The following is a 13,874-nucleotide window of genomic DNA, read 5'->3' on the forward strand; positions in this document are numbered from 1 at the left end:
AGGCTGGGCTTTGAACGGCCACGGACGGAAAAAAGCTGAAGGGTGACGTATAAATCAGTGGTTGGGTTGAGGCCTCTCGTCCGCACCCTTTGCGTACTGCTGGCAGTCCTGTCATTATTTATGCTCAACCGGGGTGTGGCGGCGGCGCGAAAGATAGGGCTCTTGCTGCCGGCTGGCGGCCGTGAGCTTGGAAACTTCCCGGGGGTAGAGTTTCAGGCGGCGGGCGCTGCCTTGGGGCAGTAATTGGTTGTTGCCCTCGCCGCCGTACAGTTGCAGGCGGATGGCGCGGCCGCCGCCAATGGTGTTTACCTCAAATATATCGTCGCCGCCCAGGCCGTCGAGGGTCAGGGTGTGGGTTTCGGCGGTGAAGTAGGTGCGTCGGAAACGCAGCGAATCGGAAGTAGTAGGCACGTGCCGGGTAGAGGAAAACACGCGCACGGTGGTCGAATCGGGGTAGCGGTTTACTACGAAACGCTCGGCAAAAGCGCTGCCGCCCAGGTTGGGCTCGCGGGCCAGCTCCAGGTAGTAGGCATCGGCGGCCTGGGGCAGGGCCTGGCGGCGGGCCTTGAGGTAGTTGCCGATGCGGACGCCTTCGAGGGCGAACACGGCGTGCGGCAGGCGGTGCGTGGCGCGTTCGATGAGAGAGTCGGGAAGGCGGCGCTGCAAGTCGGTGGCCATGCGTTGAAAATCGGCCCGCGTGAGTTGCGCAAGGGCGCGCTGGTCGATAAACTCGGCCTGGTAGACAAGGCCTGGCAGATAGCCGTAGTGCTCCCGAAACGTGTGGAACTGCGGCGCAATAAAGCGCCGCGAGGCCAGCCAGGGCACCAGACCATCATCGAAACGGAAATATACCTGGTCCCGGTCTTTGGGAATGGGTTGGAAGCGGACCAGCCCGTTGTTCTCCGGAAACGTGGCCCAGTCCCATTGTCGCTCGTGACGGTCCCAGTCGCCAATCAGCATGTCGAGCAGCCGCGCCCGCAAAAAAGCCGGCTGGTCGAAGTAATAGGCCGGATGGAAATACACCTTTTTTAGCACGGTTTCACCGCCCACGAAATTGGTGACGCCAGCCAAATCCGGCGTGGCTGATGCTACTTCTTCGTACTTCTCTTCCAGCAGCGCCAGCTTGCCCCGAAACCGCTCCGACATTTCGCCTAGGCCGGTTTCATCGGGCCGCACATACACCAGGCGCGGGCGGGTGTGGGGTACGCCGGCCGCCTGGGCCAGCGGCGGCACCGTGAGGGCCCCGTAGGGCATGGCTGCTGAGGTGGCATCACGGACGGCATTCAGCAAAAAGGTGGGCCGCAGCACCTTGGGTAGGGTTTTGCTGGGGTCTTTGTCGAGGGCGCGCAGGGCGTATTCGCGTTCCTGGCGGCCTTCCAGCGTCATGCTGATGCTTTGGAAGCCGCCGCCGGGTTTGCCGGGCTTCAGGCCGCCGGGCGCAGCCGTGGCCAGGCGCAGGACGGGTGCCGTGACGGGGGCGGCCCACACCTTGCGGTAGTGTCGGCCCCAGAACCAGTAGTAAACCCCTGAATGCTTGTTGTATTGGCGGCCGGCCGTGGCCAGAACGGAATCGGCGGTGGGGGGTAGGGCCTGCGCACTGCCAGGACCCACGCGGGCATCGGGCTGGAAAAAATGACGACGGGAGCAGCCGGTAGTGGCCAGCCCCACACCCAGCAGCACGGGCAAGTAGCAGCAAAGGCGGGGCAGATGAGCAAAGAAATGAGGCATCCGGGAAAAAAGGCAGGCGGGAGTGTGCCTTTAACGCAGCCGGGGCGCAAAGGTGGGCAATGAGGGAAAATGCGCGGCGCATAACCGTGGCCGTCGCATTGCGGTATATGTCAGTAAGAACACCAGGTTTTGGTTTGCTCAGTGGCGCACAGGCCCTGCATTATTTGCCCCTTATGCGCGGCTTCCGCCTTTCGACTGTTAGTATCGGCTGTGGCTTGGGATGCGCGGTGCTGGCGCTGGCCCGCTGCTCGGGCCCCAACATGGCCAATGTTTCTCCGCCCCAATGGGCGGCGGACTCGAGTACCGTGCGGGTAGCGGCCGGGCCCCAGTACACCCGTGGGGCGGTGTGGCGCTTTTTCTGGGGCCGGCACTACCGCGACATCTGGGCCACGCCCGTCACGGTACCGGTGGTGCGCTTGGCCACCATCATCCCCGATACCCTCACGCCCACACGAGCCGGCGGCAGCTACCAGACCCGCAGCCTGCGCCTGTGCGCCACCAATGGCCACGAGTTCGTGCTTCGGTCCGTGGACAAGGATGCCAGTGCTGCCCTGCCGGCCGGCTGGATTCGCTGGCTGCTGGGCGGCCTCATGAAGGACCAAACCAGCGTGGGCCAGCCCTACGGAGCCTACGTGGCCGCCCCGCTGGCCGAAGCGGCTGGCGTGTACCACACCAACCCCAGCCTGGTCTACCTGCCCAACGACCCCGGCCTGCGCAGGTTCCGGTCCGGCTATGCCAATGCCCTGTACCTGCTCGAAGAACGGCCCGATGGCAACCAGCAATACGCCGCCAACTTCGGCCATTCGCCGGCCGTGGTAAACTCACGGCACATGCTGCTGGCTATTCGAAAACAGGCCGGGACGCAGGTTGAAGCCCGGGCTTATTTGCGCGCACGACTGCTCGATATGTGGCTTGGCGACTGGAGCCGCCGCCCCGACCAGTGGCGCTGGGCCAGCTTTCCGGCGGCAGGCCGCACCAGCTACCGGCCCATTCCGCGCGACCGCGACCAAGCCTTTTTCCTGTTTGACGATGGCCTGATTACCCGCATTGTTTCGTGGTTTGTACCGAAGTACCACAGCTTCCACGCCACCATTCCGCTCCGCACCGTCGACGGCCTCAGCACCACCGCCCGGGCCCTCGACCGGACCTTGCTTGGCAGCCTGAGCGCGGCCGATTTCCAACAGGAAGCCGACTCGCTCCGGCAGCGCCTGACCGATGGGGCCATTGCGGCGGCCCTCGCCAGCGGCCCGCCCGAAACGCGGGCCACCATTGCCGCTCACCTGGCCCCGTTGCTGCGGGCCCGGCGCGAACAGCTGCCCGCCGTAGCCGCCCGCTACTATGAGATTATTAGCCAGGAAAGCTGGGTGGTGGGCACCGATAAACCTGAGCGGTTTATTCTCAGCGAAGCGGGCGCGGGCCGTTTACGCGTGCAGATGCTGGCCCTACGCCCCGGCCAGCCTGATAGCCTGATAACCGAGCGCGTGTATGACCGCCAGACCACCCGCCATTTGGAAGTGTACGGCTTAGCCGGCAACGATATTTTCGAGCTGCGCTCGACCATAAATCCCGGCTTTCTGGTGAGCGTGTATGATGGGGCCGGCCACGACCAAGTGCTGCGTCCTGCCGCTACCCGCGCCGACCTTTCGGCTTGCACCTGGTACAGCCGCCCCGATGGCGACGCCACCCGCCACCAAGCAGGCATCACCATTGAGCCCGACCCGCACCCGGAACTCACCACCGACAGCCACGCCTGGCTGAAACGCTACAACCTGCGCGATTAGGAGCGATGCCAGGCACTGCCCGTCAGGCATCGTGCAGCCTCCCGCGGGACTACTACAGGCGTCCGCTGCGCCGCTTGATGCTCAGAATTAAGCTATTGCTAGTGCCCTCGCTCGATTGGATAGGGGGCAGGGAGTGAGGCCCCTGTCAAAGAAGATTTTCCATGCTGCCTGACGGGCCTTTTATATCGACCCGACTGCCCCAAACAGCCCTGCCAATGGCTCAACGCCATCCATGGTGCCCGTGCTGCTCAGCACCTGAAACCGGGCAAACAGTTCTTCGCTATACCATTTTTCGCGACGCGTAAGAGCAATGACTTCGCGGTGCTTCGCATCCTTATAGGCGTAGTCCTGCATGGCCCGGGCCGATTCCCACACACTGAACGTAGCCTGGCGTGCCAACGGCAGCTCACCCAGGCCAATGGCGGCGCGCACGCCCACTGCTTGTGCCAGCGCCGCGCTGGTGGGCTCCACAAATTGCCAGAACCGGGGCGTTTTGCGCCAGCGGATACTGGCCCGCGTGAGTACGGCCACGGGCGCAGCAGCTGTGGCTGGTAGGGCAGGAGCGTAGTCGAAAGGGGCTTGGCCGTCCCATAAGCCGTGGGCTTTGAGTGGCGCAAGGTGCACCGTCCAGCTTTCGGTGCTTCGCTGCTGGTAAGCGGCCCAGAGTGGATGTTGAGCAAAAAAAGCCTCAGCCGCCGCGGCATCGTCCCACACGGCCATTAAGCCGTAGCGCCGCAAGTTGGGCCAGAACCCGAAGCCGTGGTTGGCCCCGCTGCCCATCAGCTTGAAAAACCGCAGCCCGGCCACGCGTTGCAGCTGCGCAGGAGCGGTGCCCATTTGGGCCAGCGCCCAGCGCCGGTGGCCGGGCCGGAATGTGAAAACGGTGAGGGTGGTAAGCGGCATGGTATGGCTTTTAAACAACAAAAAAAGGCCGGAATTGCTTCCGGCCTTTGGGCAAATCGCGGCGGGCGCGGTTTTATTGGGGAATCACCACTGATTGGCGGTCGGCGCTGGGCTGGTCGCGCTCACCGGTGATGACGGCCTTGGCGTAGGTGTAGGCGCGTAGCAGTGTAGAGTTGGGCGAATCCCAAAACTCGCCTTTGTCAATTGTCACTTTGAGCAGGGCAATATTGGGGTCTTCGGAGCCTTTGGGGAACCAGCCGCGCAGGCCTTCGCTCCACAGTTCCTTGATTTTGGCGCGGTCGGTTACCACCTTGGCGGTACCCGTGATGGCCACGTAGAGGTTGTCGTCGGGTTTGGAATAGCCAAGGTTGACGTGGCGGTCCTGCTGCAGCTCGCCGACCTTCTGCGAGTCCTGCTCGGTGAAAAACCAGAGCGTGCCGTCTTCGTCGGGCTGGGAGGTATACATGGGGCGCGAGTGCAGCTCATTGCCATTCTCGATGGTGGTCATCATGGCAATTTTGATGTCCTTGATTTTTTCGACGAGCTTGGTTACGTCGTGGCTTACGGCAACTTGGTCGGCCATGGGAATAGGTTTTTAAAGGAGGAATGGGTGAAAGCAAGTGATTGGTTTACGGGCATGGCCGGCAGTTGTTTCCAATTGCCGGGACTTACTGTCGACTTTGCGGTTGTAGCAACAATGAATTTTCTGGCCCACCTCTTCCTTTCCGGCCCCGCCGATGCGCCAACCTACACCGACGTGCTGCTGGGCCAGTTCATCGCCGATTCGGTACCCGGCAAGCAGCTCGAAAGCTACCCGCTCGCCGTGCAAACCGGCATCCGCCTGCACCGCGCCATCGACACCTTCACCGACCAGCACCCCGTGGTGCGCCGCAGTACCCGGCGCCTGCGCGAAGCCGGCTACGGCAAGTATGCCGGCGTGATTTCCGATATGTTTCTGGACCATTTTCTGGCCCGGAATTTCGCCGGGTTCACGGCCGAAGCCCTGCCCGATTTTGCCCAGCGGATGTACGCCCTGCTTGCCACCCGCCAAACCCAGATGCCGCCCCGCGTGCAGCAGCTGTTTGGCTACATGGCGCAGCACAACTGGCTGCTGGGCTACGCCGGAACCGAAGGCATCGGGCGGGCCCTCAGCGGCTTGAGCCGGCGGGCACTGCCAGGCTCGGGCATGGAAACGGCGGTGGGAGAGCTGGAGCGCAACTACGTGGCGTATGAGGCAGACTTTCGGGAGTATTTCCCGGAGCTGCAGCAGTTTGTGGCGGCGGAGCTAGCCGCCTAAAAAATCCGCGCCATTCGTGCCGGTGCAACCGAGTTTTTTGCTTTATTGCGCCCTTAAAGGGAATAAGTGTACATTCCGTCCGGTTGCACGGCTAAGCCGCGAGCTTGCGGCCTGGCTTACCCTGTCGGTTTAGAAAAGGCTCGGGCCGCCAGGTCCGTTCGTACTTAGCCGGCTCCTTTCTTCGCCCTGCTCTTCCGGCTATGATAACCGCTTTTCCATCTCTCAAGTGCCTGCTCGTTGACGATAACGAGATGAATCGCATTGCGCTTGAGCACCTGGTTGACCTCACTCCCTCGTTAGAATTAGTCGGCTCGTTTGCCAACGGCATGGAATGCCTGAACTTCTTTCGGCAGGGTGGGCAGGTAGATGTGCTGTTTCTGGACATCGAGATGCCCCACCTGTCGGGACTGGACCTGGTGCGCATCCTTCCCGTGCCTCACCCGGCCGTTGTGATTGTCACTTCCCACCGCGACTTTGCCATTGATGCTTACAATCTTCGGGTGGTCGACTACCTGGTAAAGCCGGTGGAGCTGCCCCGCTTCCAGCAGGCGCTGCAACGCGTGACGGAGCAGCTCCCCGTGCCGCCCCCTGAAGCTGCCCCCGGCGCCGACCCCCAGCACCTATACGTGAAAGTGAACCGCAAGCTGGTGAAGGTGAAGCTGGACGATATTTTATATGTCGAAGCGCTATCTGACTATTGCGTGCTGGTGTTCGGGCAGCAAAAAATAATTGTCTACCACTCGCTCAAGCGTTTTACTGAGCTGCTGCCCCCGGCCCAGTTCATACGGGTGCACCGCTCCTACATCATCAACATCAACCGCATCGAAAGCATTGGGGAGCACACCGTGCAGTTTGCCAAGTACGAAGTCCCGATAAGCAAAACGTACCAGGAAGTTCTGAACAAACAGCTGCGCAAAATCTAGACGCGCTTTCTGGTATCGTTTTTAGTACACCAGCTTAACGAGCAACGGCCGGCCTCCGACTTCTGCGCCTACTGCGGCAGTTCGGCCGGAACGGCGCTTAGCGCCCGCTGAACCAGCGTTACGAATTGTGCCACCAGCGCCGGCCGCTCGGCCACCGACTGGGTCGCGTCGGGGGCCTTTTCCAGCATGCTTACAAGGCCCGCCACTGCCGCCACGCCCATCATTTCCAGGTTGGGTTTGATGTGGTGCGTGATTTCGGCTACCCGGTCCCAATAGCCAGCGGCGGCGGCGTCTTCCAGCTGGGCCAGGCTGGTGGGCGTATTGACGAGGAAGGAGCGGATAATTTTCGTCACGAAAGCATCCCGGCCGTGGGCCATGGCGCGCAGCTTGGTGAGGTCGTAGGGGGCCGTGTTGCGCGGGGCCGTGCGCAACGCATCCAGCTTGCGGTACAGCTCATCTTCCTCGAAGGGCTTGGCCAGGTAGTCGTTCATGCCGGCGGCACGGTAGCGTTCGGTGTCTTTGCGGAAGGCGTTGGCCGTTAGGGCCAGAATGGGCACTTGGGCTCGTATCGGGTCGGGCAGCAGGCGCACCGCCTCCGTCACCTCCACTCCACTCAGCCCCGGCATCTGAATGTCCATCAGCACCACGTCGTAGTCGTGGTCCTTCAGCATTTGCAGGCCCTGTTCGCCATCCACGGCTTCTTCCAGCACCACGCCCCATTCTTCCAGAATAAAGCGGACAACTTCGCGGTTTATTTCGTTGTCTTCCACCAGCAGCGCCCGCAGTCCCACCAGCGTTCCGGTGTTGAAGCCGGCTACTTGCAGGCCGGCTTCGTTGGGGGCCTCGGCCGTGGGCAGCGTGAGCGAGAAGCCAAAGGTGCTGCCCGTGCCCACCTCGCTTTCCAGCGTAAGGGTACCGCCCAACTGTTGCACCAGCGCCCGGCTGATGCTAAGGCCCAGGCCCGTGCCGCCAAACTGCCGGGTGGTGTCGGCATAAGCCTGGGTGAAGCCGTCGAATATCTGGTCCTGCTTATCGGGCGGAATGCCGATGCCCGTATCCGTGACGCGGAACTCCACGGTGAGGTGAGTGGCCGTTTCGGCCACCTGGCGGCCTGCCACCGTGATGCTGCCACGCTTCGTGAATTTGAGGGCGTTGCTGACCAGATTAAGCAGAATCTGGTTTATCCGGTAGGGGTCGCCTATTACCCAGGCATGCGGGATGTGCTCCCGCAGCAGCAGGTTATGGAAGGCCAGCCCTTTCTCTTGAATCTGCAGAACGAAGGGCTGAAGTGCCTCCTCCATCGAATCGCAGATATTAAAGGAAACTTGCTCGAAGTCGAGCTTGCCGGCCGTGATTTTGGCCATGTCCAGCACGTCGTTGATGACGCCGAGCAGGTGTTGACCCGAGGTATTGATAACGCGTAGCAGCTCCTGCTGGTGGGCATCGAGGCGGGTTTTGCCCAACTGCCGGGCCATGCCCAGCACGCCGTTGAGCGGCGTGCGAATTTCGTGGCTCATATTGGCCAGAAAGTTTTCTTTGGCCCGTGACGCCGACTCGGCCGCTTCCTTGGCCCGCTTCAGTTCGTGCTCGGCCTGAATGCGCTCGGTGATGTCGTGGGCGTGCGAGATGACGTAGGGGGGGCGCCCGGGCTCGCGCATCAGGAAGTTGTGGTAAAGCAAAAAGCGAAAGCCCGCGCTGCCCCGGGGCTGTACCCGCAGCACACCTTCGGCCTCGCCGTCAATGCCAATGCGCATGAGGTACTCGGCGAAAGCAGGGCGGTCCTCTGCGGGTAGGAACGTGGCCACAGGCTGCCCCAGGAGCTCAGCAACTGGGTAATTGAGCAGGGTGGCCAGGGCCGGGTTCATCGTGAGAACGATGCCTTGCTGGTCGTAGGTGCAAATCAGCGCCTGGGCGTAATGCATCAGGTCGCGGTATTCTTTCTCGCTACGTTCCAGCTGTTGGCGCGCAACTTCCTGGGTTGTCACATCCAGGCCGTAGCCGATGACCAGGTGCACCGCGTTGCCCGCTTCGGGCACGGGCTGCAGGCGGCGTAGCGTGTAGCTTGGGGTGGCCCCGTCCATCGTTTCCATCCATTCAACGCGCTGGCGAACGTTCAGCACCTCCTGCAGGCGGCGCTGCCGGTGCTCGGCCACGGTTGCCGAGCGGCCGAGGTAGGCGTTGTATTCGGCATTGGTGCGGCCCAGCATCCACTGGCGTAGCGCAGCGTCTGGCACGGCGGCTGGATTGACAAACTGGTAGCGGTACTGCGGGTCGACCACGAATACCTCGGCGGGCAGCTCGTTGAGAATGCTTTCGTAGAACTGCTGCTGCTCCTGAAGCTGCCGCTTGGCCTGAACGCGGGCAGTAATATCGACGAGGTAGAGGTTGACGTAGCCATCGGCGACGAAGGGTACCACCCGTACCGTGAAGAATCGGGCCCCGAGCATTATCTCAGTTTCGTTCGCTTCGGCGCAGGTCAATGCCTGGCTGCCCAACGCCCGCAGGTGGCGCTGTACCCGCACGCGCTCGGCCCGGGACAGCCCATCGCCCAGGCGGGCGGCCGCCTCGTTGGCATACAACTGCTTTCCCGAGGCGGCCAGGCGCAATACCGGGTTCGGGTTTTCCCGGGGAATGCGCATCACGGATTCCATCTCCAGCGTGAGCCGGTGCTTGGCGGTTACGTCGCGCAGGCAGAGCAGCCACTGGCCTGGATGGCCAATCTCGGCAGGAGCGGGCACGATGTCGGTGGCTAGAAATCGGCCGTCGCGCAGTTCCAGGAGCTCGCCCCGGAGACTAGCCGAGGTGAGCGGAAAGAGTGCGCGGGCGCGGGCTAAAAAGTCTTCCAGGTTCAGCACCTGCGTTTGCACCCTGGCCAGGAGCTCGTTCACCGGCCGGCCCACCCAGTCGGCTGGGGAGTCGGGCAAGCCGTAGAGCACGAAAAAACGGTGGTTGATTGCTTCCACGCTGCTATCGGCTCCAAACAGCGCTATGCCTTCGGGGAGCAGTTCCAGCAGCAGCGCCAGGTGCTGGGCCGCTTTGTCGGCTGCATAGGCAGATGAAACCAATGCTGGGCCATGGTTTAGGTCCGGCGAGGAAATGCTATCAGACATAAAGGAACCGGTCACAGGATAGGAACGGGTGGCGCAAACATCAATATTCGATGGATTTTATTCGGGAGGAGCGAAAATCAGGTTCAGTGGAAGCTTTTACCCGGTAGATGGCGGCTTTTACATGCTGAACTGCCAGGTTCAACGAAAGAAAGCCGAGGAACAGTATTTACTGGATATGAGAAATAAAGATATCTCACTTTGGCGCGGCTAGCTGGCTTCAAGTCAGAACCGCTTATCAGTTATCCAGCGCTTGCGAATCGTTCTCATAAAGCTGGCTAAACTATGTGCCACCAAAAAGCCCCGGTGCAATGCAGTACCGGGGCTTTTTGATTAGTTAGTCATAAGTGCTCAATACCAAGTAGTAAGACCAGAAATTGTTATCCTAAAACTAGCTGACTTGTTACATACCACTGAGTACTGTTTTGTTAGTGATGGTGGCCGCCTTCGCCGTGTACGTGGCCGTGGGCCAGTTCCTCAGCGGAGGCATCGCGCACGTCCTGAATTTTGCCGTGGAAGTGCATCACCATGCCGGCCAGTGGGTGGTTGAAGTCCATCTGCACGGCGGTGTCGCCGATGCTTACCACCTTGGCTTGCATGTGGTTGCCTTCGTTATCGGCCATGGGCAGGAAGTTGCCGGGCTGGAGCATTTCGTCGTCCAGCTTGCCGTCGATGAGGAACACCTCTTTCGGGATTTCGACCAGCGCCTGCTCGTCGTAGTCGCCATAAGCCTGCTCGGGAGTGAGGCTGAACTGAAACTCGTCGCCAGCGTTTTTGCCGCTGAGCTGGGTTTCAAATTCTTCGGGCAAGCCGCTGTGGCCGAAGAGGAACACCATGGGCGAATCGGCTTCGGCAGATTCAACCAATACTTTTTCCTGGTTTTCGTCGGTCACGCTCAGGTCGTAGGTGATGGTGACGACTTTGTTTTCGCTGATTGCAGCCATGTGGGAATCGGGCCGGGCAGGCCGGCGCTTGGGTTGGGTGGTGAAAGAATTTTCAGGCAAGATAGGTACGCAATTAGCGGAGAAAGGGTAGCAACTACGGTTGAGTTGGCGCACAAGGGCACCGGGTAGCGCCGTAACCAGGTTGCTGCGGGTACGTTAGGACGGTAGTCCTGCGGGGCTTACGATTGTTTTTGCCCACCTTTCCCCTTTCCCATGCGTACACGTTTTTCGTTATTACTCGGCGGCATCCTGCTAGCTGCCTGTCAGTCCGACCCACCCAAAACCGAACAAGAAGCCGTCAGCAAAGAAGCCGTGGTAAAAACCGATTCCACGGCTGCCCCGGCTAAAACTGATTCGGTGCCCACCATTGGCAGCCCCAAGCTGCTTTTTACCCTCGACGACGCCCACAACACGCCTGATGGCCTGGCGCTGGCGCCCAACGGCAACCTCATTCTCTCAGTGCCCAATTTGGCCGATAACAGTAAGCCCGCCGTGCTCATGCAGATTGTGGGCGACTCGCTTAAGCCCTACCTGAGCAATCTACCCGTCGAGCCCAGCACCAAAAAAGCCGCGCCCATGGACCTGACTTTCGGCCCCGACGGCAACCTGTACTACGCCGAAAACCAGTACGAAAACAGTAAGGATTTCAAGTCGCGGCTGATGAAGGTGGCCGTGAAAAATGGCAAGCCTGGCACTATCACCACGGCCGTGGACGGCTTCGCGTTGGCGAATGCCGTGGTCTGGAAAGGCAACACGATTTATGTGACCGACAGCCAGTGGGACATGCCCAACAACGACAAGGGCAGCGCCATCATGCACTTCACGCTGGCCGAGCTGAACAAGGGCACCGTCCACCTCAAGCCCAAAACCATGGACCCGCACGTGCTGGCCGTGTTCAGCACTACGCCCAACGAAACCCAAGTTGACAATGGTGCCGATGGCCTGGACTACGACAGCAAAGGCAATTTCTACACCGGCTCCTTTGGCGACGGCCGTCTCTACAAAGTCTCGTTGAAACCCGACGGCAGCCTGGATAAGCAGGAAATCCTGAAGCTCAGCGGCAAGCCAATCCCCTGCGTCGACGGCCTTATCATCGACCGCACCACCGACAAAATGTACGTCTGCAACTCGCGCGAAAACGCCATTGAAGTGGTAGACCTGCGCAACAACAACGCCGTGACCACGCTGGCCCAGAACGGCGACACCGACGGCACCGGCGGCCGACTCGACCAGCCCGCCGAGGTGTTGCTCAAAGGCAAGCGGCTGTACGTTTCGGACTTTGACAAGCCCGAGAAACATTTTGTGAACTCCAAGTCGGATGCGCCGCACACCATGTCGGTGATTGACCTGCCGTAAGGCCTCGGACTGGCGGTGAGAGTAGTTGATGCCACTACTGCCTTTTGGTAAGCCCACGCATAACGCAAAGCCGGAATTTTATTGAAAACAAGCCCAAAAAGCCCGGCGATAGTCGGGCTTTTTGCGTTAGCTCAACAATTACTCCATAGCTGCCACGCCAATGCTGCCGGGCTTACTTCCGAACAGAGCTCGCGTGGCAATCATCCATCTATTCTTCCTTCCATCATGGCCAAAAGCCCTCCCAAGTTCGATACGCCCAACTCGCCCCAACCCGCCGACCTGAGCGGCGGCGAACACATCACCAATTCCTCGGGCCGCCCGCTCGATGACGTGCAGAACTCTGTGACCGCCGGCCCGCGCGGCCCGGTGCTGCAGGAAGACTACAGCGCCTTCGAGCGCCTGGCCCATTTCAACCGCGAGCGGGTGCCCGAGCGCGTGGTGCACGCCAAGGGCGTGGGCGCGCAGGGCAAGTTCACGGTCACGCACGACATCACGAAGTACACCCGCGCCAAGCTGTTTGCTCAGGTGGGCAACGAGTGCGAGGTGCTGGCCCGCTTCAGCACGGTGGCCGGCGAGCGGGGCTCGGCCGATACGGCCCGCGACCCCCGCGGCTTCTCGCTGAAATTCTACACCGAAGGCGGCAACTGGGACATGGTGGGCAACAACACGCCGGTGTTCTTCGTGAAGGATGGCCAGAAGTTTCCCGACTTCATTCACAGCCAGAAGCGTGACCCCTACACCAACCTGCGCAGCAAAACCGTGATGTGGGACTTCTGGAGCCTGATGCCCGAAAGCCTGCACCAAGTGCTCATCCTGATGAGCGACCGGGGCACGCCCTACGGCGTGCGCCACATGCACGGTTACTCGTCGCACACGTTCTCGATGATTAACAAAGACAACGTGCGGACTTGGGTGAAATACCACTTCCTCACCCAGCAGGGCATCAAAAACTTCACCGATGCCGAAGCAACGGAAATGGGCGGCCTCGACCCCGATTTCGCCCAGCACGACCTCGTGGACGCCATCACGCAGGGCAATTTTCCGCAGTGGAAGCTGTTCATCCAGACCATGCCGGAAGAGGACGCGGCCGACTATAAATGGAATCCCTTCGACCTGACTAAAGTATGGCCCCACGCCGACTACCCGTTGCAGGAAGTGGGCGTACTGGAGCTGAACGCCATTCCGGTGAACTACCACGCTTTCGTGGAGCAGGCTGCCTACACGCCCGCCAACATCGTGGACGGCATGGGGTTCTCGCCCGATAAGATGTTGCAAACCCGCATCCTGAGCTACCCTGATGCCCACCGCTACCGCATTGGCGTGAACTACGACCAACTGCCGGCCAACCGCAACCCTTACGCCACCAGCAACTACCAGCGCGACGGCCACATGGCTTTCGGCAACAATGGTGGCCCTGGCGTGAACTACTACCCCAACTCCTTCGGCGGCCCTACCGAAGACAAGACCGTGAGCGACTACGCCTACCCCGTAGAAGCCACCTTGGTGAAGCGCTACGACCGCAACGCTCCCGGCGACGATGACCACTACACCCAGCCCGGCAACCTGTTCCGCCTGATGGACGCCAAGGCCCAGGAAGACACCATTAAGAATATTGTGGGCCACATGGCCGGTATCGAAGGACCGAAGAAGGATGAAATTGTGGCCCGCCAAGTGGCCCTGTGGCGCAAAGTTGACCAGAAGCTGGGCGACAGCGTAGCCGCTGGTCTAAGCGTGAGCGACAACGGCGCAGTTGCCAGTAGCAACGGCAAAGGCAGCCATTATGCCGCGCCGCCTGCGGCAGACAAGGTGCCGCACGGCGCGCACTAGCGCAATTA

The 13,874-nt window shown here is 61.0% G+C and carries 10 protein-coding genes; 5 read left to right on the plus strand and 5 right to left on the minus strand.

The window, feature by feature from the left end; translation table 11 throughout:
- Nucleotides 1-114 precede the first annotated feature (114 nt).
- A complete protein-coding gene (locus J4E00_RS18620) occupies nt 115-1,728 on the minus strand; it encodes a hypothetical protein (RefSeq protein ID WP_208176767.1) in 1,614 nt (537 codons plus the stop codon).
- A 173-nt stretch (nt 1,729-1,901) separates the two neighbouring features.
- Between J4E00_RS18620 and J4E00_RS18625 the strand changes: the two genes are divergently transcribed.
- Nucleotides 1,902-3,509, plus strand: coding sequence for a hypothetical protein (locus J4E00_RS18625; RefSeq protein ID WP_208176768.1), 1,608 nt, complete (start codon nt 1,902-1,904; stop codon nt 3,507-3,509).
- 180 nt (nt 3,510-3,689) lie between these two features.
- Here J4E00_RS18625 and J4E00_RS18630 read toward each other — a convergent pair whose 3' ends face one another.
- Together J4E00_RS18630 and J4E00_RS18635 are read right to left on the minus strand one after the other, a co-directional pair.
- A complete protein-coding gene (locus tag J4E00_RS18630; protein WP_236049938.1) occupies nt 3,690-4,412 on the minus strand; it encodes a spheroidene monooxygenase in 723 nt (240 codons plus the stop codon).
- 73 nt (nt 4,413-4,485) lie between these two features.
- The gene (locus tag J4E00_RS18635) at nt 4,486-4,995 is read right to left on the minus strand and encodes a pyridoxamine 5'-phosphate oxidase family protein (RefSeq protein ID WP_208176769.1); all 510 of its coding nucleotides are present in this window, start codon (nt 4,993-4,995) and stop codon (nt 4,486-4,488) included.
- A gap of 114 nt (nt 4,996-5,109) precedes the next feature.
- Here J4E00_RS18635 and J4E00_RS18640 point away from each other — a divergent pair, with 114 nt between their 5' ends.
- Both J4E00_RS18640 and J4E00_RS18645 read left to right on the plus strand, forming a co-directional pair.
- Nucleotides 5,110-5,709, plus strand: coding sequence for an ACP phosphodiesterase (locus J4E00_RS18640; RefSeq protein WP_208176770.1), 600 nt, complete (start codon nt 5,110-5,112; stop codon nt 5,707-5,709).
- 200 nt (nt 5,710-5,909) lie between these two features.
- Nucleotides 5,910-6,632, plus strand: coding sequence for a LytR/AlgR family response regulator transcription factor (locus J4E00_RS18645; RefSeq protein WP_208176771.1), 723 nt, complete (start codon nt 5,910-5,912; stop codon nt 6,630-6,632).
- A gap of 68 nt (nt 6,633-6,700) precedes the next feature.
- On the opposite strand, the gene J4E00_RS18650 is transcribed toward J4E00_RS18645, so the two are convergent.
- The gene (locus tag J4E00_RS18650) at nt 6,701-9,742 is read right to left on the minus strand and encodes an ATP-binding protein (protein ID WP_208176772.1); all 3,042 of its coding nucleotides are present in this window, start codon (nt 9,740-9,742) and stop codon (nt 6,701-6,703) included.
- A gap of 425 nt (nt 9,743-10,167) precedes the next feature.
- Complete coding sequence (locus J4E00_RS18655; RefSeq protein WP_317196644.1) at nt 10,168-10,743, minus strand: peptidylprolyl isomerase; 576 nt, start codon at nt 10,741-10,743, stop codon at nt 10,168-10,170.
- A 153-nt stretch (nt 10,744-10,896) separates the two neighbouring features.
- Here J4E00_RS18655 and J4E00_RS18660 point away from each other — a divergent pair, with 153 nt between their 5' ends.
- A complete protein-coding gene (locus J4E00_RS18660) occupies nt 10,897-12,039 on the plus strand; it encodes a hypothetical protein (protein WP_208176773.1) in 1,143 nt (380 codons plus the stop codon).
- Nucleotides 12,040-12,264: 225 nt separating this feature from the next.
- Nucleotides 12,265-13,866 (plus strand): catalase, encoded by a 1,602-nt coding sequence (locus J4E00_RS18665; protein ID WP_208176774.1) that lies wholly within the window; start codon nt 12,265-12,267, stop codon nt 13,864-13,866.
- The last annotated feature ends 8 nt before the right edge of the window (nt 13,867-13,874 follow it).

Origin of the sequence: Hymenobacter negativus (assembly GCF_017571495.1) — a bacterium.
Taxonomy (GTDB): Bacteria; Bacteroidota; Bacteroidia; order Cytophagales; family Hymenobacteraceae; genus Hymenobacter; species Hymenobacter negativus.

Excerpts from the sequence above, each read along its gene's own strand:
- J4E00_RS18620 (WP_208176767.1), bottom strand. The coding sequence starts at position 1,728 with ATGCCTCATTTCTTTGCTCATCTGCCCCGCCTTTGCTGCTACTTGCCC.
- J4E00_RS18625 (WP_208176768.1), top strand. The coding sequence starts at position 1,902 with ATGCGCGGCTTCCGCCTTTCGACTGTTAGTATCGGCTGTGGCTTGGGA.
- J4E00_RS18630 (WP_236049938.1), bottom strand. The coding sequence starts at position 4,412 with ATGCCGCTTACCACCCTCACCGTTTTCACATTCCGGCCCGGCCACCGG.
- J4E00_RS18635 (WP_208176769.1), bottom strand. The coding sequence starts at position 4,995 with ATGGCCGACCAAGTTGCCGTAAGCCACGACGTAACCAAGCTCGTCGAA.
- J4E00_RS18640 (WP_208176770.1), top strand. The coding sequence starts at position 5,110 with ATGAATTTTCTGGCCCACCTCTTCCTTTCCGGCCCCGCCGATGCGCCA.
- J4E00_RS18645 (WP_208176771.1), top strand. The coding sequence starts at position 5,910 with ATGATAACCGCTTTTCCATCTCTCAAGTGCCTGCTCGTTGACGATAAC.
- J4E00_RS18650 (WP_208176772.1), bottom strand. The coding sequence starts at position 9,742 with ATGTCTGATAGCATTTCCTCGCCGGACCTAAACCATGGCCCAGCATTG.
- J4E00_RS18660 (WP_208176773.1), top strand. The coding sequence starts at position 10,897 with ATGCGTACACGTTTTTCGTTATTACTCGGCGGCATCCTGCTAGCTGCC.
- J4E00_RS18665 (WP_208176774.1), top strand. The coding sequence starts at position 12,265 with ATGGCCAAAAGCCCTCCCAAGTTCGATACGCCCAACTCGCCCCAACCC.